The organism is Bacteroides sp. HMSC067B03 (assembly GCF_001811315.1).
Classification (GTDB): Bacteria; Bacteroidota; Bacteroidia; order Bacteroidales; family Bacteroidaceae; genus Bacteroides; species Bacteroides faecis.
This window is the reverse complement of sequence record NZ_KV804482.1, coordinates 38,998-60,919: the sequence shown is the minus strand read 5'-3', so window position 1 is coordinate 60,919 and position 21,922 is coordinate 38,998. Positions and strand designations below refer to the sequence as shown.

Genomic DNA, 21,922 nt, shown 5'->3' with positions numbered 1-21,922 from the left:
TTATGGTAAAAGCGTGGAAAGAAAAGGTTGTAATCCCTACGTATGAGGTAGGTAAGCCTGAGAAGAATCCTATTTTCCTGGAGAAGCGTGTGTATCAGGGAAGTAGCGGAGTGGTTTATCCTTATCCTGTCATCGAGTCAATGTCCGATGAAAAGGTGGATAAGGAATACGATGCCATCTTTATTGAAAATGAATATATCAAAGTGATGATTCTTCCCGAGTTGGGTGGTCGTGTGCAAATGGCTTATGACAAAATCAAGCAACGTCACTTTATCTATTATAATCATGTGATTAAACCTGCGCTGGTAGGACTGGCAGGTCCCTGGATTTCGGGAGGCATCGAGTTCAACTGGCCCCAGCATCACCGTCCCAGTACCTACATGCCCGTAGATACGGCGGTTGAAGAAAATGCAGACGGCAGCGTAACTGTGTGGGTCAATGAAATGGAACGTATGTTTCATCAGAAAGGGATGGCAGGTTTCACTCTTCGTCCGGGACATGCTTTTCTCGAAATCAAGGGAGTACTCTACAACCGTACCGAAGTACCGCAAACTTTCCTGTGGTGGGCAAATCCTGCCGTAGCGGTGAACGACCATTATCAGAGTGTATTCCCACCCGATATTAATGCGGTGTTCGATCATGGAAAGCGGGCCGTATCCAGCTTCCCTATTGCCACGGGCACTTATTACAAAATGGATTATTCTGCCGGAGTAGACATCTCTAACTATAAAAATATCAAAGTACCTACTTCGTACATGGCTGTCAATTCCCGGTATAATTTCGAAGGTGGATATGAGAACGATACGCATGCAGGTATGCTTCACGTAGCCAATCACCATATTTCTCCGGGTAAGAAGCAGTGGACATGGGGAAACGGCGATTTCGGTCGTGCCTGGGATCGTAATCTGACTGATGAAGACGGCCCATACATCGAGCTGATGGCAGGTGTCTACACCGAGAATCAACCGGACTTTACCTGGTTACAGCCTTACGAGGAAAAAAGCTTCGTGCAGTATTTTCTGCCTTATCGTGAACTGGGAGTAGTCAAGAATGCAAGCAAGGACCTCTTGATGAACATAGAACCGGAGGGTGAAGATAAGGTGCGTTTCAAGATATTCGCCACTTCCGAACAAACGGTTAAGGTAGTATTGAAAGGGGAGGACGGCACAGTATATTACAGCAAACAAGTAGTCATCACTCCGGAAGAATTGCTGGATGAAACGGTTGATGTGGCAGGTGAGAAGTTCAATAAACTGAGCCTCGAAATCACAGCAAACGGTAAGGAACTGCTTTACTGGCATGCCGAGCCGGAAGAGGTAAAACCGATTCCCGATGCTGCCGAAGCAGCCCTGTTGCCGGAAGAAATAAAGACAACCGAGCAACTCTATCTGACGGGCTTACACTTGGAGCAATACAGACATGCTACTTACAATCCGGTAGATTATTACGAAGAAGCCTTGCGTCGTGATCCGATTGACGTACGCAATAATAATGCGCTTGGACTGTGGTATATCCGTAAGGGGCGTTTCCGGAAAGCCGAACAATATCTGCTTACAGCAGTGAAGACCTTGCAGAAACGCAATCCGAATCCTTATGACGGAGAACCTCTTTACAATCTCGGACTTGCCTTGAAGTATCAGGGACGATATAATGAAGCATACGATCGTTTCTATAAATCATGCTGGAATGCAGCATGGCAGGATGCAGGCTATTTTGCCTGTGCTCAGATTGCTACTATGCAAGGTCGCTTGGAAGATGCTTTGGATGAAGTGGACCGCTCGCTTATCCGCAACTGGCATCATCACAAGGCACGTGCACTGAGAACTGCTATTCTTCGTCAGATGGGGAAAGCGAAAGAAGCTTTGCAGGTCATTGAAGACTCATTGGCTATTGATCAGTTCAACTTTGGTTGCCGTTATGAAAAGTATCTGATAACTCATGCCGCTGAGGACTTGCTGACTTTGCGGACAATGATGCGTGGCGAAGCCCACAACTATGATGAAATAGCACTCGATTATTGTAGTGCCGGTTGCTGGTCGGAAGCTGCCGGCTTATGGAATGTGGCGATTACTGAGGGTAGTGTGACTCCGATGACTTATTATTATCTGGGATGGTGTTTGACCCAAGGGAAACTTTCCGGTGCAGAGCAAGCACTTGCCGATGCAGCCCAAGCATGTTCCGACTACTGTTTCCCTAATCGCCTGGAAGCAATACTTGCCTTGCAGTGTGCTATGGAGCAAAATCCGAATGATGCGAAAGCTCCTTATTACCTGGGCAATTTGTATTACGACAAGCGCCAGTACGACTTGGCACTTGAAGCATGGGAAACTTCGGCTAAACTGGATGACAAGTTTCCGACGATATGGCGCAACCTGGCTTTGGCCAACTTTAACAAGAAGAACGAAGAAGCAAGAGCCATCGAGTATATGGAGCGTGCTTTCCGGCTCGATAAGACTGACGCGCGTGTGTTGATGGAATTAGATCAGCTTTACAAGCGTGTCCGCCGTTCACATGCCGAACGTTTGGCGTTCTTACAGCAATATCCCGAACTGATAGCACAACGTGACGATCTGGTATTGGAAGAAATCACTTTGTTGAATCAGACAGGAGAGTACGAAAAAGCGAAAACATTGCTTGATGCACACATCTTCCATCCGTGGGAAGGTGGAGAAGGAAAAGTGCCGGGACAGTATCAGTTTGCCCGCGTAGAACTGGCGAAGAAAGCACTTGAAGCCGGTAATTACAGTCAGGCTATCCCGCTTCTGGAAGAATGTCTGGAATATCCGCACCACTTGGGTGAAGGCAAACTATATGGTGCGCAGGAGAATGACTTCTATTACTTTATGGGTTGCGCTTATGAAGGTCTGGGGCAGAGTGACAAAGCGGCGGAATGTTGGGAACAAGCCATTGTCGGTCCTACCGAACCGGCTGCAGCTATGTACTACAACGATGCAAAACCTGATAAGATATTCTATCAGGGACTGGCATTACTGAAACTCGGTCGTATGGATGAGGCTAACGGACGCTTTCATAAACTGACTTCTTATGGTGAAAAGCATTTGTTTGACAAGATTAAGATGGATTACTTTGCAGTATCACTACCCGATTTATTAATTTGGGAAGATGATCTGACAATACGTAATGTCATCCATTGCAAATATATGATGGCATTGGGTTACTGGGGATTGAATCAAAAAGAAAAATCTGTTCGCTTGCTGGGTGAGGTGGAGAAATTGGATATCAATCATCAGGGCATTCAGGCTTTCCGTAGCCTGATAGGTTAAGAGTTCCGGTTTGGTACTGACCAAGTTTTGCTTCCTGCTTTGCAAACTTCTTTTGTTCCCATAGCAAAGTTGGTTTTGTCCTGAAGCAAACTATAAACGCAAGTTTCATTTTTATAATTGCAAGCTTTGATTATAAAAATGGAACTTGCGTTTTTACAATCAAAGCTTGCAATTATAGTTTATATCCGATAAAAGATAAGTTTGCATAGGGAGAAAAGGAAGTTTTCCCCTTATACAGCATAACTTTGCCGGGCTTATTCAAGGCAGCAGGCAACAAGTGTTCATGTAAGAGCCTGTAAGATATCGTTTCACGGGATAAACTTCACGCACACGGGCTTATCTACTTTTATATTTTGATGTATGTCTGTCAGCAATCCCGTGTCTGCATCTCTTTTATAGACCTGAATCATATTGCTGTCCCGACAGGCGACTAACAGGTATTTTCCGTTGGGAGTAATAATAAAGTTGCGTGGATGAATCCCTGTCAGCTGATAACCGGCCTTTGTCAGCATGCCGTTTTCCGGATGAATGCTGAAGATCGCTATTCCGTCCGCTTTCAGGCGATTGCTTGCATACAGGAATTTACCATCCGGGCTGATGTGGATATCCCCGCTTCCTTTGGCTCCTGCTGTGTCAGCAGCTATTGTCTGGATTTCTTTTAGGTTTCCGTCGTTATATTCAAATGCGATTACTGTCCCCGACAGTTCGTTAATGAGATACGCATAGTGTCCGTTCGGTGCGAAAGTCAGGTGGCGGGGACCCGACCCTGCTTCTACTTTATAAGAAGCCGGATTTCCTTCTTTCAGGAGGATCTCTTCATTATCAGGTTTGGCGTTCGGATGGATGATAAACTTATGTATCTGATCCGTACCCAGATCGTCGGCAAACAAGTATTTACCGTCCGGTGTGATGCGGACACAATGCAGGTGCGGTTTCTCCTGACGCTCCTTGTCTGCTCCCGAGCCTTTGAACTTCACTACCGTAGAAGCGGGGAGGAGCGAACCGTCTTTATCAATCGGAAAAACAGAAATGCTTCCTCCGCTGTAATTGGCAGTGATCACATTACTGCCGTTGGTGATGATGTAGCAAGGATCTTCGCCTTCGGTTTTCTGCGTGTTCAGTAGCCGGAAAGTGCCCTCTTCCTTATTGAAAGCAAATGCGTTGGCAGCAGCTTGATCGTTGCTGAACTCACTGACTGCATAAATAAACTTTCCGTCGGCAGACGGTACAAGATAAGATGGGTTTTCTACTTCCGCCTCGCTGAGCGCAGTTGCCGTTCCGTTTTCTTCGTTGAACCGGAAACTGTAAAGGCCCTTACTGTCTCCCGAAGTGTAAGTACCGACAATCATTGTCAGTTCCGGTTCTGCTTCATGGGAACTTTCGGTTCGGGAAGCTTTTTTTGATGTACAACTAGATGTGGCCATACCGATAATACAGATTGTTGCAAGAATTTTTAGCATATATAGATTCTTTTCAGTTTGATTGCTATTTCTTTAACTACGGCAATTTCACTTCTGTGATCCCGATTCGGTCGTCACCCAGCACAATGCGTAAATCACTGGCAGTTGTCCCTTTGAAATGAAAATCCAAGAGCTTGTTATACTCTTTTACGATACCGGAATAGACGGTGAGGAACTGTCCTCCACCACTGGATAGTTGTATCTCGAAATTAGTATCCAGTCCATTTTCGCGGCTGAAAGCTATGGATACACCGTCTACTTTGGCTCCGTTCTGTAAGGCAAAGGTAATGTAATCTCCTTTATTACCCTCCCAGGAAGTAGTTAAATTATTGTCTATTACATTATTTGCTGTTTCGGCGTTGGTACTGGCGCTTACCGGACTACTGTCTTTATCAGCTTCGGTGGTAGGTATACGACCGGGTTCCACTACCGTCAGTGTGCCGTTCAGACGGATATCGGTAGAGGAAGCTCCGACCATCAGCGTGAAATCTCCCGGTTCTACTACCCAGTGCATATCGGCATTGAGCAATTCCAGTGCTTTGCGGTCAATAGGGAAAGTTACTTCCTTCGTTTCACCCGGTTGCAGGTGAACTCGTTCGAATCCGGCAAGGTTCTTTTCGTAAGTAGTGACGCTGCTTAGTACATCGCGTACGTAAAGCTGCACTACTTCGTCTCCCGCCCGTTTGCCTGTGTTTGTCACTTTGCAGGTGACGAATGTTTGCTGGTTAGGAGTGATGATGGCGGGAGAGATTTTCAAATCACTATATTCAAAAGTGGTGTAACTCAGTCCGTATCCGAACGGATATAATGCACCGTTGGCACGAGACATATTGCCTTCCATTCCCGGATTCTTGCCTCCGTCTATTTGTGAAGAGGGCTTGCAGGGGAAGTTGAAAGGTATCTGGCCTACCGTTTTCGGGAAAGTGACGGTCAGTTTTCCACCGGGATTGTACTCTCCGAAAAGTACATCTGCTACCGCCTTTCCACCTTTCGAACCCGGATACCATGCTTCGACTATGGCAGGAACAAACTTATCTGCCCAGTTGATAGAAAGCGGACGACCATTGATAAGAACGAGTACAACCGGCTTTCCCGTAGCTGCTACTGCTTTCAGCAAATCGAGCTGACGACCGGGAAGATCGAGACTGCTGCGGGATTTGTTCTCTCCGCAAGTGCGTTGCCCACCTCCCAAAACGACTACAGCTACATCCGCCTGCTTCGCTTGGTCGACAGCTTTTTCTATTTCTTTCTGCTCTTCATCGGTCAGAGGATAATCAATCAGTTCCGATTCCGGCCAGTTGGCATCTACCAGATCACAGCCCTTTGTGTAGAGTACTTCTGCCTTTCCTTTCATCTTTTCCTGAATACCTTTCAGTACGGAAGTGACCTCCACAGCCAGTGGACCGTAATGAGTCAGTGCATACGAATGTTCGTCTGCGTTCGGACCGCAGACTGCTATTTTTTGAATGCCCGAAGCATCTAACGGCAATATGTTTTTATCATTTTTCAGTAGTACGATAGATTCCCGGGAAGCCTGCAAAGCTATTTCCTCATTGGCTGCCTTCTCCACTTCTTCATCAGCCCCTTTCAAATCAATCTGGTAAGGATGATCGAATAATCCGACGAGGAACTTGACTCTCAGAATATCCCGTACACGGTCGTTGATGACCTCCTCGCTCAGTCCTCCTTCTTTGACCAGCTCCCTTAGTGGTAATACATACGAATCCGGTGAGCGGAAAGTACAGCGCACATTCAGTCCGGCTTCCACGCTTTGGCGTACCGCTTCTTTCATGTCCTTGGCTGTTCCGTGTTTGGTATAAAGGTATTCTACCGCATCACTGTCCGAAACCACATATCCACGGAAACCCATTTCTCCGCGCAGACGGGTGGTAAGCCAGTAATAACTGCTTTGAATCGGGAATCCGTCATAGTCATTGTATGAGCTCATGACTCCCAATAATCCGGCTTCGCGGATAACCCGCTTGAAAGGATAGACATGGATCATTTCCACTTCACGTGGCGACATTTGCGGGTCGACACGTGCCATGTCTTCGCGTGCTCCTTTATTATTACTATAGGCGATAAAGTGCTTTCCGGTTGCTGCTATCTGATGGTTGTGTTGCATACCACGTACCATTTCTATACCCAGTTCGGCAACCAGATAAGGAGACTCGCCGTATACTTCTTCGTAGCGTCCCTAGCGTTGGTCGCGACCTACGTCCAATATAGGTGCATACACATTGGTATATCCCAACATGCGTGCTTCCCGTCCGGTGATCAGCCCTACCTGGTGAATCAGCCGGCGATTCCAGGTATGTCCCAGCCCCAGTTGGGTAGGGAAGTTGGTAGCTTTATAACTTTCCACTCCGCGAATCCCTTCATTGGTGAAGTCGGTGGGAATGCCGAGTCTTGTTTCTTCTATAAAAAATCGCTGGACTTCATTCAATGCCCAGGCATGGCGGGAGGCGGGCCATATGTTTTCATTGTCGGAGGGAGGAAGTCCCCATTGCTGAAAACCATTCAGATGTTCGTCAATAGCTCCGATTCCGTCTTTCCACAGTTGGTTTTTCCATTCGGGAGTAGGCAGATCATCCTTTAATACTCTTTTGTATCCATAAAGCGTCACCATCTGACATGTTTTTTCTTCCAGTGTCATTTGGCTGAGCAGGTCTTCTATACGTGCGTCGATTGTGGCAGTCGGATCTTCGTACACGTCTTTGATTCCATTCTTGTTAAAGTCAATCCATCCTTTCTTATACATTTCTGTGCGGACAGGTTTATAAACAGCAGGTGTTTTAGTTGCCTTCTGTGCAGATAACAATGTGCTGCTTCCCAGAAAGAGTGCGGTGAATAAAAGTTTCTTCATGGTATATGATATCTTGTTTTTGATTTCTGCCTGTAAAGATAATGCCACTTATCGGAAAATAACAGCAATTTTCGTACAAATTGCCTGCACTGGGAGTCCATACAAGTGAGGTGAATATAATATTTGCTAATGAAAAGCCGGGAATAGGAAAACATTTCTTATCTTTGCAGCGTATTTAAAATTTCAGACCGTTATAAAGTCATGGGGTTGACTGGATTTGACAGCGGGCAGAAATGGTAGGTAAGCATGCAGTGGGTCGGTAATTTCCACTTAAATCTCAGTTATCAAAACTTTATCTGGCGAAACTAATTACGCTCTTGCTGCTTAATCGAATCACAGTAGATTAGCTTAATCCAGACACTAGGTGTCAGGACGAGACATCACTCGGAAGCTGTTGCTCCGAAGCATTCCGGTTCAGTGGTGCAGTAATATCGGGGATAGTCAGAAGCGGCCTCGCGTTTTTGATGAAACTTTAGAGGATAAGGCAGGAATTGATGGCTTTGGTTCTGCTCCTGCACGAAAATTTAGGCAAAGATAAGCATGTAGAAAGCTTATGATTTCCTCGTTTGGACGAGGGTTCGATTCCCTCCAGCTCCACAAATAATATTGATAATCAGGTGTTTATGTTGTTTGCACCCCAAAATGCACCCTGAAATAAAAATGATAGTCTGATTATCATTCTTTATATCAAAAACTATCTGCCTTTCTTAAATAAATTAACTATTGTGATGATTTGTGATATTCTATTTTAATTTTTATCTTTTTGTTTGTTCTTATCAAGGCGATTTCCTATCTTTGAAACATCATTAGGGCTTGACTGGAATTGACAGCGAGTTGGAATGGTATGTAAGCATGCAGTGGGTCGGTAATTTCCACTTAAATATCAGTTATCAAAATTTTATCTGGCAACGAAAATTATGCTCTCGCTGCTTAATCGAAGTATAGTAGATTAGCTTTATTTCCGCCAAAGTGGTAGAAACGAGATGTCACTCAAAAGCTCTTGTTCCGAAGCGTTTGATAAAGTGGCACAGTAAAATCGGGAATAGTTTGAGTTTTTCCTCGTAACTCTTACGAAATTTTAGAGGATAAGGCATAAGTTGGTGGCTTTGGTCTTGCTTATGTTCGAAAATTTTAGGCAAAGATAAGCATGTAGAAAGCATATGGTTTCCTCGTTTGGACGGGAGTTCGATTCTCCCCAGGTCCACAATACTTAGATAATTATTTTTTATGTATAAAAGTATTCCCGTACAGAATTTGATGTTCTGTACGGGAATATTTTTAAGTGTTCGATTTATATGAATGTTTCTTAACTATTTCTCTGTTATCGCTTTAGACATTAAAAAGAATGAATCCTCTCCTTCATAATAAACAATATCATAACAAGCATCTTCAGATCGATAAAGGGTTTCATCTTCCCTTTTTAATCCCAAAGTTTCTGTAAGATATTGTGGTATAGCATCAAACAATTTCTTTGGATTATCACCTATCGGAGAAGCACTCACATCAATCTTTACTTTAATCACAATTGCACACTCACATTCATGAAGAATGCCAACGGAATACGTTGCAAAAACCTGATTTATGCCCCAATCTCTATTATGCAAGTCAATCATTCCACTTGTTGGCATTTGTTTTATATTGTATAAATCCATAATTTTTGGAATGGTTTGACCAATTTTTAAGCTGTCAATGCCGTCGGATGTTAATTTATCGAATATTGATGCCAATGTTTTCTTTTCATCTATATAATCGGTGGCAACTCCCCAAGCATCATAATCAGACATGGAATGAGGTGCTATTAAAGAAGACCAAAAGGGTGAATAACTGGGAGCATCTGTAAATGGGGGAACTGAAATTTTGTAATAAGAGTTGTTGTCTATCGGATTCCCTTTTTTGTCAGCAAAGTAATATTTCTCATTTTCTGCCATTATGGCATATTGGGATAATGGGTAAAAACATGAAACGTTTTCTATTTTATTTTTAATTTCACCTTTAGAGTTTATTGCATATACATTCATATATTGATTGTCCCATTCATCTCTTAAATTGGCAATTGTATCAGCAACATATATCCAATCGTCTATAATACCTAAAGCTCGCGAATATTTAGGCTCTCCGATACTTTCTCCTTCTATGTTAAGTTGTCCCCATAATCCAGTTTTACTGTCTTGAAATAAGGCAACATTGTCAATGAAAGGTGAAATACTGTAAATGTTAGAAGGGAATCTCTGTGCTTTTTCGCCTTTTTCATTGAGTAAGAAGTTTTCTATTAAACAATATCCGTTTTCAAAAAAAGTGTATGAATATTGTTGGTACCCATTGGAACTGGCTTCAAATAATTCTTTTCCATTGGGGTCGATAACTAACCATTTGTCAGCTTCTTTGTTATATACAATAGCTTTTCCTTCATGGAAAGGGAAAGCGTTATCATAAATAGGTTCTATCACAACATTGCCTTGTGGATCTATATATCCGCATTTACGATTTTCTAACCGAAACCAAGCACGTTGCTCCGTAAAGAACGGAGATACACATAAGAATTCTTTCCCCTGATACGGAAGCAAATAAAAAGCAGTTTCTCCCGTTTCTGTTAGATAGTGAATACGTTCATCTGCAGAAACAACAGGAATTATTCCTTCGCTACATATGCCTCCTTGTTTATAACCTTTTGGAGTTCCTATCAATTTAGGAGTTGGAGTTGCGGAATAGTAAAGATATTGATTTGTATCATAATCCTGAATTCTAAACACTCCATTTACTGCATAAGACGGTCTTTTATCAAATTTGTTTTCAAACAAGATGTTTCCATTAACTCCAACCATGCCCCATTTCCCATGTTTTTCTTTTTGGAAAGCTACATGGGTCACTTCAGGGAAATCGGTATTTGACTTAAAAGAACAACTCGAAAGCATACCCATAAATATCACAAGCGATAAAAGCAAAGGACGAAAATACCAATTGATTGTTTTAGGTTTCCTTTCAGTATGAACATAGGGAATTTTGTCCAATGAATTTTCAGTATCCAAATCTCGCAGAACTTTTCGAATGGGTAACCCCTCTCTATTATCTTTATTGAAAATGCCATTCTTTATAAAAAGAGGCATAAACTCTTTTGCAAGGATCATTCCGCTTTGAGGATGTTTCGCAAAATAATCTCGCAACACACTGTTGATACTTGAAATACGTTCATTTTTCTTCATAATACGTCATATTATAAGTTATTCGGAATATGTCTTTCCATTAATTGTCACATTTGTTATACCACTTGTATCTTTACCTGCCATAGCAGCACCTTCCTTTACCGTCTGAATCAGAATAGAACCCATTTGTTCCAAAGCTCTGTTAAAATTTTCTTCTATTTGTTTTCTCTTTTGAGAAGGACTAAGGTAATCGCTACAATCCAACACTTTACCACTTTTATCGAGGGTAAAAACTTTTTCTAAGAATGAACTATTCCCATTCTTTTCATCTATTGTATATGCAACAGCGAAGGCTACAAATGCGCTATCACCATTTCCTATAAATGCGAGTTCATCAAAAATACCTCGTGTATCTAATAGCTTGACGCATCCTGGTATTGAATCTTTTTTATATGTATTATCCATTTGCCATACCTCAACAGGAATACTTGTCTTTTTTTCTGCCAAAATCCATTCCATTATTTTGTAACTTTCTCCTTCTTTTAAACTATCCTCAATGGAATGGACTACGTATTGTTTACCCCATTCTATGATTTGTTCATCGGAAGCGTTTGCAAACAGTACATCCTTCTGTGATGGTGAACAACCAAGATAAAACATCAAAATGAAAATAGAAGTAATAATTTTTTTCATAATGCCATATTATTTAAGTTAGAATTAAATTTTTTGATTAATCCATAAAAGGAGAAGCGATTAGACCTATTAAAATTACTATACAAAGTAGAATGATAATGATGATTGGGATCATCAGGCAACCGCCACATCCTTGTAGAAACTCCGCTTTACCTTTTGCAAACTCTATTTGGGCTTTCTCATATTCAGAAAGTCTTTCAGCATTTTGCTCCTTCATAACTTCATTGTTTGTTCATTGTTTATATCAATAACCATTAATGACTTCATTCATGTCATCTACAACTTTTATAACAATCCCGTCAGAATCCAATACAAAAAGTTTCTCTTCCACCACGTAACCGCCATAACTGTTTTTAGCCCTATATTTATGAAGAGCAAAATAAGTATTATTGTCTTTATTATATATACCAAAGGCTTCCCAACTTATTCCTTCATAACTATCAGGGTCTTTAAGATAATGCCGTTTAAGATAGACCCTTACTCCTGCCATAGCTTTTGTTTGAGATGGTCCTTTGTTGCTCCCGTAGTTTTCGATTCTATTGTTACCCTTTGAAGAAGTGCTGTATTCTCTACTTGAAATATTGAAAATTATAACCACAACAAGAAAAATCAATACCGCTATCCATTGTCGGCGTTCTTTATTTTTTTTATTTTGTATGTAGATGGGGTTTTGAATGATATAACCACAGGAAAGACATTTAATGTACTCTTCATTTTTTAACCCTTCATTAATTGTTAGATTTATACCACAATTGCTGCATTGCATTTGTTGTGGATAAGTATTTAGCTTTAATTGGTTATTTGGTATTGGGGCTTGTTTCGTCGAAGTACATGAACGAAGCGCAGAAAGCTCCTTGCGGAAATCAAGATTAGTTTTATTGAAATTTCCTTGCAAGTTAAGAGGGGGATTATATGTGCGAATCAATTCTTTTTCAACATTTGCATAATCATTATTTGCATAATAAAAAAGTAGCAGGTTGTCTTTCATCCATTCGGTCAGTGTACGTTCGTCAAATTCACCAAATGTAGTTTTTCCGTTTTGGGGAGAGTTTATGTCTCTTGGAATCAGTTTGAATCCCAATAAACATCCTAATGATTTGCGAATTGTGGAATTTCCGGCAGTGCCAGTGAAATGTTGTTTGTAGTCACGAATACGCAGACTTTTACTGCTTTTGCCTACATACACGACATTGTATTTCTCTTTTTTGTAATCAAAAGAGGTTAGTATAGGAGTGGTGGAAATTTGTACTTTTATGGGCAATGAGGACGTACTACGTAATACTATGATATAGTTACCGGGCTTGTCAGGTAAGACTGAAGCTCTCATTTTTTGAGGGTCAAATAAAGAAAATTCATCTTGTGAAATCATGTTGTTGGTTTCATATATAGCCGCCTGAGACCCCACTAAGCAGAGTTATACAAAAAGAAGCGTGGGTCTGCATGCCACGTCTTAGATGAAGGTCGTAGGAAAATACCTTGAGTACAGATATGGATATAGCAGCCCACGCTATAGCGTGAGAACCACTATGCTATCCTTGTACTCTTTGAAAATTTCCTACGTTTTCATCTACAAGATAAGCATAACGCTTCTAAAAATTCTAATATGTCTTGGAAAGAGCATACTCAATCCAATACAAAAATACAAAAAACAGCTAAATAAATGAAACCAAAGCCCCTGTTTTTTTATTACGTTTTACAATCTCAACCCTCTTTTCGGTTTGTTCTCTTCTTTTTGGGTGTGGCTTACACCCAGCTTTTCTTTGAGTTCCTGAAACTTCATTTTGAACCATTCGAGTATGGGTATGCCGTCAATGCACAGCCGGAATTTTCCCTTCTCCTGCGGGTTCCTCTCCACGGTTGCCGTCGAGTGCTCCGTCCTGAACTTCTCCTTGTGTTCCTTCGAATAGAGCCTTCCCTTGAACTCCACGGGTTGCAGGCTGACAATCCGCCTTGTCAGTTCCTCGGTGAACCCCACTTCCCGGCATTGTTCGGCTATGGGCAACAGTTCCTTCACGATAGGGAAATAGGTGTCTATCTGTTCCAGTCTGTTGTCGTATTCCCTGATTTTTTGCTGGTAGCTCCGGTCTATCTTGTTTATCTCGCTGTTGTGGCGGTTCTCCATTTTTGTCTGTTCCCTTTGTTCGACTTGTACTTGTCTTTGCAGATTGGCTATGTCCTGCTTCAAGCCCTCATTCTCCGCTTCCAGCCTCTTGACCTTGCTGCCGCCCAAAAGAGAACTCACCCCGTCCGCTATGGCTGTGGTTGCGTTCACCGCCGCACCCTTCATCTTCTGCACGTTGATTTCCCCCTTGACCTTTTTCAGCTTCTTCTGTGCTTCCTCTTCCAGCCCCAGCAGGTTTTCTATGTTCTCCTGCAGGCTGTCCTGCCGTTCCACCAGTTCCTTGTAATATTGCGAGGTCGGTATATGTTTTGCCAGCGAGCCGTCCACGCCTCTCTGCAAGCCGTACTTGTTCATGACTTGGGCATAGGTGTCCTGATAGTGTTTCAGCTTGTGCCTTGCCATGACGTCATCAGCGCACAGCCGCACATCCTGCGTGTTCTTCTTTCTGTACTTCTTCTTCCCGTTTTGTTCGTCTTGTCTGGCTTTCCTGCGCTCCCCGGTCACTATCGGTACGATAGTGGCGTGTATGTGCGGCGTCTTCTCGTCCATGTGCAGGACTGCCGACACGAGGTTCCGCTCGCCGTATGTTTCCCGGAGCCATTGCAGGTTGTCGTTGCACCAGCCGTCAAGTCTCCCGTCCTCTTCCATACGCTTCATGTCCTCGTTGCTTCCGGTGAGCAGCACCCGGATTGCCCTTACCTGGTTGGTACCTATCTTGCGTTTGATGCCTGCCGTCTCTATCCGGTGCGCTATCGCCTGCGTACGGTTCCTTACCCCTTCGGGGAACTGCACCAGTTCCCGGTTCAGGTGCGTTCGCGTTCTGTCCGCATTCTTCGGGTGTACGGTGCGCTCTATGTGTGTGGACATTGCGCCGTCCGCACCCTTTGCCTTTTCCAAATGCAAAACTGCATATCCCATAACTGTAATACATTTTTCGGTTAATACTTCCCCTGTCTTGCTTCCATGCCGCATGGCTCACGGGGTTTCAAAAGGGGCGGCGTCCCTTTTGCTCATTGGGGCTTTTTTAGCAATGCGTGCATTGCGTGAAGAAAAAGCCCTAATGAGCTATGGCTTTTTTTAAAGCCTTCCGTTGGCATGTGCGGTTACATCCTGATGCCTTTGCCTTTCCTCTCCGGTTGCCTTGCCTGCCGTTGCCTTTTCTCCGCTTCCGGCTTCTCCTGCCACCGTTCCGCTTGTCCTGACCGTTTACCACAAAGGAAGTCGTTCAGGTCGTTGTAGCCTCCGTATATGTGCGACGCGTCCCGTATGCGCATCCCGTATTCCTCCCGCAGTTCCTGAACGGCTTCCATTCCCGCCTTGTCGTTGTCGAGGAAGCAGTGGATGCGCCCGTAACCGCCCAATGGTCGGATTGCCTTGGAGAGGTTGGAAGTCGAGTTCAGCACGATGTAGTCCTGCCCGTCAAGTTTGGGGCGTCCGGGACACCTTTCCAGCCGCAGGGTGAGGAAGGAGAGGTAGTCCATGAAGCCCTCGAAGAGATAGCAGGTCTCCTTCGTCTGTTCCTGCCGTATGTGGGTGATGTCCTTCGGTGCTATGCACCCCTTGAAGAATTTGTTGCGTATCTCGTAGCCTCCCGAACGGTTGGGAAAACCGACGGCAAAGTAGGGCTTGCCGTCGGTTTGATAGCGCACCTCGCAACATTCTCTTTTTGCCAGTTCCGTATTTATCCCCCTCTGCCGCAGATAGGAGAATAGGGCGGGGGAAGAAAGCGGCGTCACCTCCAACTGTCGGAAGCTCGGTTTGGAGAAAGGTTGCCCGCCAAAAGAGAAGGAGACCGGGCGCACGTTTGGTGCCTGCTCCGCTATCCTTTCCAAGAGGTAGGGCAGGCTGTCGGATGCGTAGAGCTCCTGTGCCAGTGCGATGATGTTCCCGCCCCTGCCCGCGCCAAAGTCATACCATAGGTTGCGCTCGGTGTTCACCTTGAAGGACGGTTCGCACTCGTCCCTGAAAGGTGACTTGTACCATAGGCTGCCGCCCTGCCGTCTTACCGGGCTGTAGCCAAGACTGTGCAGATATTCCTCTATGCGTATCCGCTTCGCTTCATTCGTATTCATGTGGGTTTCTGTTTAAGTGGATATTGTTTTTTGTTTTCGCCCGTGCCTTCTGCATGTTGCGGGCTGCATCCGCTTTACTTTATTTCGCTATATATATGCACCCTGACTAAAGTAAAGCGGTTTCCGGGCTGTCATGCCCGTGCTGTTTTTCCTGTCGGCGGTGTGAACATCTTTTTTTGTTTTCGCCCGTACCTCTCTATATGTTACGGGCTATATCCACTTTACTTTATTTCCGTATATATATGGTACGTGACTAAAGTAAAGTGGTTTCTATGCCATACCGCTAATAGTGGAAATCGGGCTTGAAGGTGTATTTCCTGCCGTTCTCCTGCACTATCATCCGTTTGTTCTTCAATAGGGTAATGAGGTCTGTCACCCTGTTTCCGCCAAGTTTGACGCCCACAGAGGCGTAGGCATCCCTCAATACTCCCGCAAGTTCCTGATAGCCGTATTCGTCTTTCAGGGTGAATGCGGCTTCCAGTGCGATGCGGTGCTGCTGCTCGCTGATGTCCTTGTTGGGGTCGAATTTCCCCCTTCCTTTGCCCGGCTCCTTCTCCTTGAACCGGTAGCCGTCCAGCAGTTCGGGCAGTGCCTCCCCATTGATACGGAATGCGAACGGCTCGAAGTCCACCGCCCTGATGTGTGCGGCTTTGACCTTGCTTATGTCGGGGTTATTCTCGTCCTTCTCCACTTGCAGCACCGTTTCCGCCTTGTTGCTTAGCTCGGTTCCGATGTGACCCCTTGCGTTCTCGTCCCCCTTGTTCTGGTGCAGGACAGTATGGATGTGGATGTCCCTTTCCCCCGTCCATGTCATCAGATAGGAGATTACCGTTGTGGACTCACCGGGGTTGTTGATGTCGTGCACCATGTCCCGTATTCCGTCAATGACTACCAGCCCGATATTCTCGGTGCGGTAGATTGCCTCCCTCACGATTGCTATGCGCTCTTCGGGCGTGTACTTCCTTAGGACGAGGAATTCAAGGTCTTCATGGTTTCTGTCTGCGGGCAGTTCCGCCATGCGCAATATCCGTTTTGCCACCTTTGCGCAGTGGTAGGTGCTTTGCTCGGTGTCCACATAGAGTATTTTCCGCTTGTTTTCGGGCAGTTCAGCCGTGTAGCTTAGTACCGTCCCGTTTTTCAGTGCAGCCGCCACGATTGCGGAGACGTTGAACGTCTTCTTGCTCTTGGCTTTTCCGATTGACGCGCTGAAATTCCCCAGTGTGCCGATGACGGAGCCACGCACTTTCAGGATTTCGGGTGCCTTCTCGTAGTCTTCCGAAAGGTCGAGCCGTGAGGCTTGCCATAGGATTACCGCCTCTTCGGGCGTGACATTTCTTTCCTTGTTGTCCATACCGCACCTCCCTATCTGCGTCCCCCGCTTTTGTGTCCTGCCAGTTCCAGTGCCATGTCCGCATCGACGATGATTTTGCGTCCTATCTGCGTAATGGCTCTGTCTATCTTTCCGCTTTTTTTGATACGGTTTGCTGTGGGTATGCTGCACCCGAACAGCCGGGCTATGCCGCCTATCCCGTACACGTATTTCTTGTCCTTGTCGGCTGCCGGCTGGGCTGGCTTTGTTTCGCTTCCCTGCAAGGCATGGCGGTTCAGGAATATGAACTCTTCGCCCGTCATCTGCCATACGGGCTTTGATAAAAGGTCTCTAATTTCCATATCAGAATGAATTAACGTTTGTACTGCAAGCCCTGCGCATGGGCTTTTTACCTCGTTCGAACAGTGCAAAGTTACTTCCGGGTACGGGTGGTAAGGATGTGGATAGCGTGATTGTGGTGTCACGCTATCTCACTAAATATCAGAAGGTAATAAAGGGTGGTGGAAATTATTTTGAGTGGTAAAAGTGGTCGTGTCGTGGAGTGTCGGGACATATCACCGACTATCGGAATATTGACCGCATTTCCTTTGCAAATACCTGATTGCTGTCACTGGGAAAATCGGAAACGGGCTCTTTGTATTTTGACTTGTAGTATGCGTCGTCTATTTCCAGCAGGTTCATGATGTCCCCTTTCCATTTTTCTCTGTCCGGCTTGGGCAGCGTTTCACCCATAAGGAAAATGAGATAGCATACACGGGCTTTCTCCCTCGGTCTTATTTTCAGCCTGCTTTCGCATGGTTGCAGGTTCATGCTGGCGTAGAAGTCCAGTTCTGAAACGGCTTCGAACTGCTCGCCGTTGCATCTTTCGTAAACGGCTGACAAGAGTTTCATGGGGAAGTAGGCGGGTTGGCTTGTCAGTGTGGTGGCGGCTTCCTTTTCCTCCCCCTCCTTTTTCTTTTGGTCGGTCAGGTATTTTTCAAGGATTGCCAATAGTGAGCCGCCCAGCCTGCAAATGTCCCCACAACGGTTTTTCAGGCATTGCAGGGCTTCCCGCCTTGCCTGCCCCTTCTGCCTGTACAGTTCATCCAGTTTGGCTTTCTCCTTGTCGTATTCCCGTTTGCACCGTTCGTACCTTCTTTCCAGCAGTTCCTCTTCCTGACGGTCGTGTTCCCTGAAGCCTACCGCTTCCAAAGAGCCGTTGGCTTCCATGAGTTCCCGGTAATATCCGTTTGTGACTTTCATCTGTCTGTCGATGTCCCAGTCAAAACGGCTTTCATGCCGTCGGCAGACGTATTCGGTATCGAGACGGTCGAAAAACTCCCTGCAGGCGTTGTAAGTCGAGATGTTGCTCTCAATCTCACGTTTCAGACTGTTCAGCAATATGGAGAAGTGTGCGGTGTCCATTTCAAGCATGAGGCTGATGAGTGCCGTCTCAAAGGTCTGCGTGTCCCCGTACTGTTCATAGAAATCGGAAATGAACTGCTGTTTCTCAAAGGAGAAACTGCCGCCGGACATTATTTCGGTATATATCTTGTTGAGTTTCCCGTAGTGGGGTATCATTGATGTTATTCTTTCGTCCATAGTTATATCAGATTAAATTTAGTCATAGCGTTGATTTTAATCTCATCTGCTATATCAATATAGGGCTTCATCGCTTTGTAATCGCTGTGTCCCGTCCATTTCATTACTACTTGTACTGGAATGCCAAGTGCCAAAGCATTACAGATAAATGTTCGTCTTCCGGTGTGAGTACTTAATAATGCGTATTTAGGTGTAACTTCGTCTATTCGTTCATTTCCTCTATAATATGTTTCTCGTATTGGTTCATCTATTTCTGCCAGTTGTCCCAGTTCTTTTAAAAATTCGTTCATCCTTTGATTGCTTACAACTGGCAATGCCTTGTCATTAGGGAACGGCACACCTTTGTACTTTTCGAGTATTGCCTTGCTGTGGTCATTTAATTCAATAATAAGACTGTCTGCCGTCTTTATGGTAATAACTTCGATATGACCGTTTTTAACATCACTACGTTTCAAATTATACACATCGGAGTGACGTAATCCGGTGAAACAGCAAAATAGCAATACATCCCTTACTCTTTCAAGGTATTTCTTTGTTGGTGGTATTGGGCAGGTTCTTAGTTTATTTATTTCATTTTGGGTGAGGAATATCACTTTTTTGGGTGTACTCTTCATTTTAGGCGTGAATTTATCATAAGCCATGTTTTGGTGATACCCTTTTCGATTACTCCAACGTAAGAACCATTTTACGAATTTGATTTGTTTGGCAATGGAAGTGTTGCGCATGTTTTTTTCTGTACGCAAAAATTCTATATAGTCATTGAAATGTTTTTCCGTCCAACTGTCAAACGTAGTATTATGGTCAAATGTATAAATGTGTTTTTTGACTGTTGCAAACTTTTTGAGGGTTGAGGAAGACCAGTCATTTTGTTTGCTACATTCTGCTACAAATTCATTGAAAACTTTCATGAAGTCTAATTCAACCTTTTGCTTTTCCTCATGGTTTTCTTTCTTTTCCCCTTTTGTCTTTAGGTTGAACGCTTCCTTAATTTGTGCAGGGGTGGGTATTACATCTTGCACCTCGAATTCTTTGAACACATTCTGTATTTCGGTGTATTGCCGCAATAGTTCGGCGTTGATTTCGGATGCACTTTGCTTTAGCTTGTTGGTACAACCGTTTCTAACCCGTTGCTTGTCTGTGTCCCATTTTTCTACATCGATTCTATATCCCGTAGTAAATTCGATACGCTGACTGGCAAAGATAACACGCATACGGATTGGCACATTCTTTGTGACTGGAATACCGTCTTTTTTGCGGCTTTCCGGTGCAAAAATGATATTTCTTTTAATATTCATAATTGGGTGTGTTTGAAAATGACACCCAAAAATACACCCGAAAAATGAGATATACAATGATATTAAGAGATATTTAGATTAATGAAAGAAAGAGATAAATAACTGATTACATGATATTTGATATTCTGTGAAATTTTATAAAAAGGTTCGAGAGACACCCTCCAGCTCCACGATTTAGAAAATAAAGCTCTGAGTATTCAGAGCTTTATTTTTTTCTTTATACTCCTCTTGTTTCTCTGTTTTTACCACTGACCGGCTCTTCTCCTCTTTTTTAGATAAGGAGTCAATTTCTTATACATGTATTTACGTTTGTTCTCTTTTGGTATGCTATAAAAGAAGTTTTGTATTGTCAATAATTTTATGATTGTAATTGAATGCGGAATAATTGCAAATATACGCAAACAAGTCTTAATATTGAGACGTTATTGCCTTCTAATCTTTGAGAATGCTTAAATTTATATTTGTAACCGATAATTATCTTAGCAAAAATGGAAATCAATGTGAAACAAATTGAATTAAAGTTTCAGCGTTTCTTTACTGAAAACTTCCCAAAAGTAAAGAATTATGCACAGATGCTGCTTAGGTCAGAGATTGATGCAGAGGATGTAGCGCAAGATGTTTTCTATAAACTTTGGTTACAACCCGAGATATGGCTAGACAATGAAAAGGAACTGGATAACTATCTCTTTATAATGACTCGAAACATTATTCTGAATATCTTCAAACACCAGCAAATAGAACAGGACTATCAGGAAGGGTATCTTGAAAAGGCGGTACTTCATGAACTGATGGAAAGTGAGGACACGCTGAAAAACATATATTATGAAGAAATGCTGCTTGTCATTCGCCTGACTCTGGAGAAAATGCCGGAACGCCGGAGATTAATATTCGAGCTTAGCCGTTTTAAAGAACTTAGTTATAAAGAAATAGCGGAGAGACTCAATATTTCTATTCGCACGGTGGAGCATCAGGTTTATCTGGTGCTTATAGAATTGAAGAAAGTACTCCTCTTTTTATTTTTTCTGTTTTCATTTAAGTAGTGTTTTTGTTTTAGTTGTATTTAAAGTATAAAGGAGAAAAACGAGGATGAAAAATTATATTCAGCATATTATAGAGTTATTCGGGCATAATGAATATTCATTGGGCACGCGGAGAAGAGTGCAGCAATGGTTGGCAGATGAGAACCATGCGGAAGAAAAAAAAGAAGCACTCCATGCGTTGTGGCAGCAAGCGGGAGAACAGAAGGTACCCCGTGGCATGCAGCAGTCGATACAACGGATGCAACGAAATATAGGAATGCAGCCTGCCGGTTCCGATAAGAAGTATCAATTGCTTATATGGAGAGCGGCAGCTATTTTCTTGTTGGCAGTGTCGTCTGTTTCAATCTATCTGATGCTGGAGAAGGACAAGCCGCAAAAGGATCTGGTAGAATATTATATGCCGACAGCGGAAATACGTGAATTTACATTGCCTGACGGTACACGGGTGATGCTGAATTCGAAAAGTACTTTACTGTATCCCGAACAGTTTACTGGTAAAACGCGCAGTGTATATTTGATTGGTGAAGCAAATTTTCAGGTAAAGCAGGATAAAGAACATCCCTTTATTGTAAAAGCCAATGATTTTCAAATTACTGCTTTGGGAACAGAGTTTAATGTGAATGCCTACCCGGAGAATGATGAATTGACTGCAACTCTGCTGGAAGGAAGTGTGAAAGTAGAATTTAATAACCTATTATCTAATGTGATTTTAAAACCTAATGAGCAGATAACGTATAATAAACAGACCCGAAAGCGTAGCCTTCAAACGCCGCGAATGGAAGATGTGACTGCCTGGCAGCGTGGAGAACTGGTTTTCAGCAATATACATCTGGACGAGATTTTCACAAGCCTCGAACGTAAGTTCCCTTATACCTTTGTTTATAGCCTTCACAGCCTGAATGATAAAACGTATAGTTTCCGTTTCCAACAGAAAGCCACTTTGGAAGAAGTTATGCAGATTATAACTCAAGTAGCGGGAGATGTCAAATATGTAATCAGGGGAAATAAATGCTATATTACAGATAACGAATAAAGAATA

15 protein-coding genes, 2 other RNA genes and 1 pseudogene are annotated in these 21,922 nt (G+C 43.6%); 6 read left to right on the top strand and 12 right to left on the bottom strand.

The annotated features are described in order from the left end of the window. Positions 1 to 2 precede the first annotated feature (2 nt). Positions 3 to 3,284, top strand: coding sequence for a DUF5107 domain-containing protein (locus HMPREF2794_RS25120; protein WP_055270117.1), 3,282 nt, complete (start codon positions 3 to 5; stop codon positions 3,282 to 3,284). 308 nt (positions 3,285 to 3,592) lie between these two features. On the opposite strand, the gene HMPREF2794_RS25115 is transcribed toward HMPREF2794_RS25120, so the two are convergent. Both HMPREF2794_RS25115 and HMPREF2794_RS25110 read right to left on the bottom strand, forming a co-directional pair. Beyond that, the gene (locus tag HMPREF2794_RS25115) at positions 3,593 to 4,744 is read right to left on the bottom strand and encodes a lactonase family protein (protein ID WP_010536988.1); all 1,152 of its coding nucleotides are present in this window, start codon (positions 4,742 to 4,744) and stop codon (positions 3,593 to 3,595) included. A 37-nt stretch (positions 4,745 to 4,781) separates the two neighbouring features. Further along, positions 4,782 to 7,610: pseudogene (locus HMPREF2794_RS25110) on the bottom strand (glycoside hydrolase family 3 C-terminal domain-containing protein). A gap of 203 nt (positions 7,611 to 7,813) precedes the next feature. Between HMPREF2794_RS25110 and ssrA (HMPREF2794_RS25105) the strand changes: the two are divergent. Next, positions 7,814 to 8,210: a transfer-messenger RNA gene (gene ssrA, locus HMPREF2794_RS25105) on the top strand. Between the two features lie 209 nt (positions 8,211 to 8,419). Next, positions 8,420 to 8,817: a transfer-messenger RNA gene (gene ssrA / locus HMPREF2794_RS25100) on the top strand. 103 nt (positions 8,818 to 8,920) lie between these two features. Here ssrA (HMPREF2794_RS25100) and HMPREF2794_RS25095 read toward each other — a convergent pair. The 8 genes from HMPREF2794_RS25095 to HMPREF2794_RS25060 form a co-directional block, all read right to left on the bottom strand. After that, positions 8,921 to 10,810 (bottom strand): WG repeat-containing protein, encoded by a 1,890-nt coding sequence (locus tag HMPREF2794_RS25095; protein WP_032952789.1) that lies wholly within the window; start codon positions 10,808 to 10,810, stop codon positions 8,921 to 8,923. 18 nt (positions 10,811 to 10,828) lie between these two features. Further along, the gene (locus tag HMPREF2794_RS25090; protein WP_032952788.1) at positions 10,829 to 11,443 is read right to left on the bottom strand and encodes a hypothetical protein; all 615 of its coding nucleotides are present in this window, start codon (positions 11,441 to 11,443) and stop codon (positions 10,829 to 10,831) included. A 37-nt stretch (positions 11,444 to 11,480) separates the two neighbouring features. Next, positions 11,481 to 11,660: a hypothetical protein gene (locus HMPREF2794_RS25085; protein ID WP_005680237.1), complete on the bottom strand. Its 180-nt coding sequence runs from the start codon at positions 11,658 to 11,660 to the stop codon at positions 11,481 to 11,483. Positions 11,661 to 11,687: 27 nt separating this feature from the next. Continuing rightward, entirely contained in the window at positions 11,688 to 12,812 is a 1,125-nt protein-coding gene (locus tag HMPREF2794_RS25080; RefSeq protein WP_185113169.1) for a GIY-YIG nuclease family protein, read from the bottom strand. 324 nt (positions 12,813 to 13,136) lie between these two features. Next, complete coding sequence (gene mobV, locus HMPREF2794_RS25075) at positions 13,137 to 14,483, bottom strand: MobV family relaxase (protein ID WP_032952791.1); 1,347 nt, start codon at positions 14,481 to 14,483, stop codon at positions 13,137 to 13,139. Between the two features lie 185 nt (positions 14,484 to 14,668). Next, positions 14,669 to 15,637: a toprim domain-containing protein gene (locus HMPREF2794_RS25070; protein ID WP_070753016.1), complete on the bottom strand. Its 969-nt coding sequence runs from the start codon at positions 15,635 to 15,637 to the stop codon at positions 14,669 to 14,671. A 283-nt stretch (positions 15,638 to 15,920) separates the two neighbouring features. After that, complete coding sequence (locus HMPREF2794_RS25065) at positions 15,921 to 16,988, bottom strand: AAA family ATPase (protein WP_032952785.1); 1,068 nt, start codon at positions 16,986 to 16,988, stop codon at positions 15,921 to 15,923. An 11-nt stretch (positions 16,989 to 16,999) separates the two neighbouring features. Next, positions 17,000 to 17,308: a DUF3853 family protein gene (locus HMPREF2794_RS25060; protein WP_080705338.1), complete on the bottom strand. Its 309-nt coding sequence runs from the start codon at positions 17,306 to 17,308 to the stop codon at positions 17,000 to 17,002. A 38-nt stretch (positions 17,309 to 17,346) separates the two neighbouring features. Here HMPREF2794_RS25060 and HMPREF2794_RS29175 point away from each other — a divergent pair, with 38 nt between their 5' ends. Further along, a complete protein-coding gene (locus HMPREF2794_RS29175; protein ID WP_168166634.1) occupies positions 17,347 to 17,490 on the top strand; it encodes a hypothetical protein in 144 nt (47 codons plus the stop codon). A 38-nt stretch (positions 17,491 to 17,528) separates the two neighbouring features. Here the strand turns inward: HMPREF2794_RS29175 and HMPREF2794_RS25055 are convergent, their stop codons facing one another. After that, positions 17,529 to 18,548 carry a hypothetical protein gene (locus HMPREF2794_RS25055; RefSeq protein WP_032952783.1) on the bottom strand — a complete coding sequence of 340 codons (1,020 nt, stop codon included), beginning with the start codon at positions 18,546 to 18,548 and terminating at the stop codon, positions 17,529 to 17,531. Between the two features lie 2 nt (positions 18,549 to 18,550). Continuing rightward, positions 18,551 to 19,843, bottom strand: coding sequence for a site-specific integrase (locus HMPREF2794_RS25050; protein ID WP_032952781.1), 1,293 nt, complete (start codon positions 19,841 to 19,843; stop codon positions 18,551 to 18,553). 488 nt (positions 19,844 to 20,331) lie between these two features. On the opposite strand from HMPREF2794_RS25050, the gene HMPREF2794_RS25045 reads away from it, so the two are divergent. Continuing rightward, the gene (locus HMPREF2794_RS25045; protein WP_010536991.1) at positions 20,332 to 20,883 is read left to right on the top strand and encodes an RNA polymerase sigma-70 factor; all 552 of its coding nucleotides are present in this window, start codon (positions 20,332 to 20,334) and stop codon (positions 20,881 to 20,883) included. A gap of 46 nt (positions 20,884 to 20,929) precedes the next feature. Beyond that, a complete protein-coding gene (locus HMPREF2794_RS25040) occupies positions 20,930 to 21,916 on the top strand; it encodes a FecR family protein (RefSeq protein ID WP_070753014.1) in 987 nt (328 codons plus the stop codon). Positions 21,917 to 21,922: the final 6 nt, after the last annotated feature.

What these genes read in the sequence shown, in the direction of transcription:
- mobV (WP_032952791.1), bottom strand. Translation starts at nt 14,483, where the DNA reads ATGGGATATGCAGTTTTGCATTTGGAAAAGGCAAAGGGTGCGGACGGC.
- HMPREF2794_RS25115 (WP_010536988.1), bottom strand. Translation starts at nt 4,744, where the DNA reads ATGCTAAAAATTCTTGCAACAATCTGTATTATCGGTATGGCCACATCT.
- HMPREF2794_RS25060 (WP_080705338.1), bottom strand. Translation starts at nt 17,308, where the DNA reads ATGGAAATTAGAGACCTTTTATCAAAGCCCGTATGGCAGATGACGGGC.
- HMPREF2794_RS25045 (WP_010536991.1), top strand. Translation starts at nt 20,332, where the DNA reads ATGGAAATCAATGTGAAACAAATTGAATTAAAGTTTCAGCGTTTCTTT.
- HMPREF2794_RS25055 (WP_032952783.1), bottom strand. Translation starts at nt 18,548, where the DNA reads ATGGACGAAAGAATAACATCAATGATACCCCACTACGGGAAACTCAAC.
- HMPREF2794_RS25120 (WP_055270117.1), top strand. Translation starts at nt 3, where the DNA reads ATGGTAAAAGCGTGGAAAGAAAAGGTTGTAATCCCTACGTATGAGGTA.
- HMPREF2794_RS25085 (WP_005680237.1), bottom strand. Translation starts at nt 11,660, where the DNA reads ATGAAGGAGCAAAATGCTGAAAGACTTTCTGAATATGAGAAAGCCCAA.
- HMPREF2794_RS25080 (WP_185113169.1), bottom strand. Translation starts at nt 12,812, where the DNA reads ATGATTTCACAAGATGAATTTTCTTTATTTGACCCTCAAAAAATGAGA.
- HMPREF2794_RS25090 (WP_032952788.1), bottom strand. Translation starts at nt 11,443, where the DNA reads ATGAAAAAAATTATTACTTCTATTTTCATTTTGATGTTTTATCTTGGT.
- HMPREF2794_RS25095 (WP_032952789.1), bottom strand. Translation starts at nt 10,810, where the DNA reads ATGAAGAAAAATGAACGTATTTCAAGTATCAACAGTGTGTTGCGAGAT.
- HMPREF2794_RS25065 (WP_032952785.1), bottom strand. Translation starts at nt 16,988, where the DNA reads ATGGACAACAAGGAAAGAAATGTCACGCCCGAAGAGGCGGTAATCCTA.
- HMPREF2794_RS29175 (WP_168166634.1), top strand. Translation starts at nt 17,347, where the DNA reads ATGGGCTTTTTACCTCGTTCGAACAGTGCAAAGTTACTTCCGGGTACG.
- HMPREF2794_RS25070 (WP_070753016.1), bottom strand. Translation starts at nt 15,637, where the DNA reads ATGAATACGAATGAAGCGAAGCGGATACGCATAGAGGAATATCTGCAC.
- HMPREF2794_RS25040 (WP_070753014.1), top strand. Translation starts at nt 20,930, where the DNA reads ATGAAAAATTATATTCAGCATATTATAGAGTTATTCGGGCATAATGAA.
- HMPREF2794_RS25050 (WP_032952781.1), bottom strand. Translation starts at nt 19,843, where the DNA reads ATGAATATTAAAAGAAATATCATTTTTGCACCGGAAAGCCGCAAAAAA.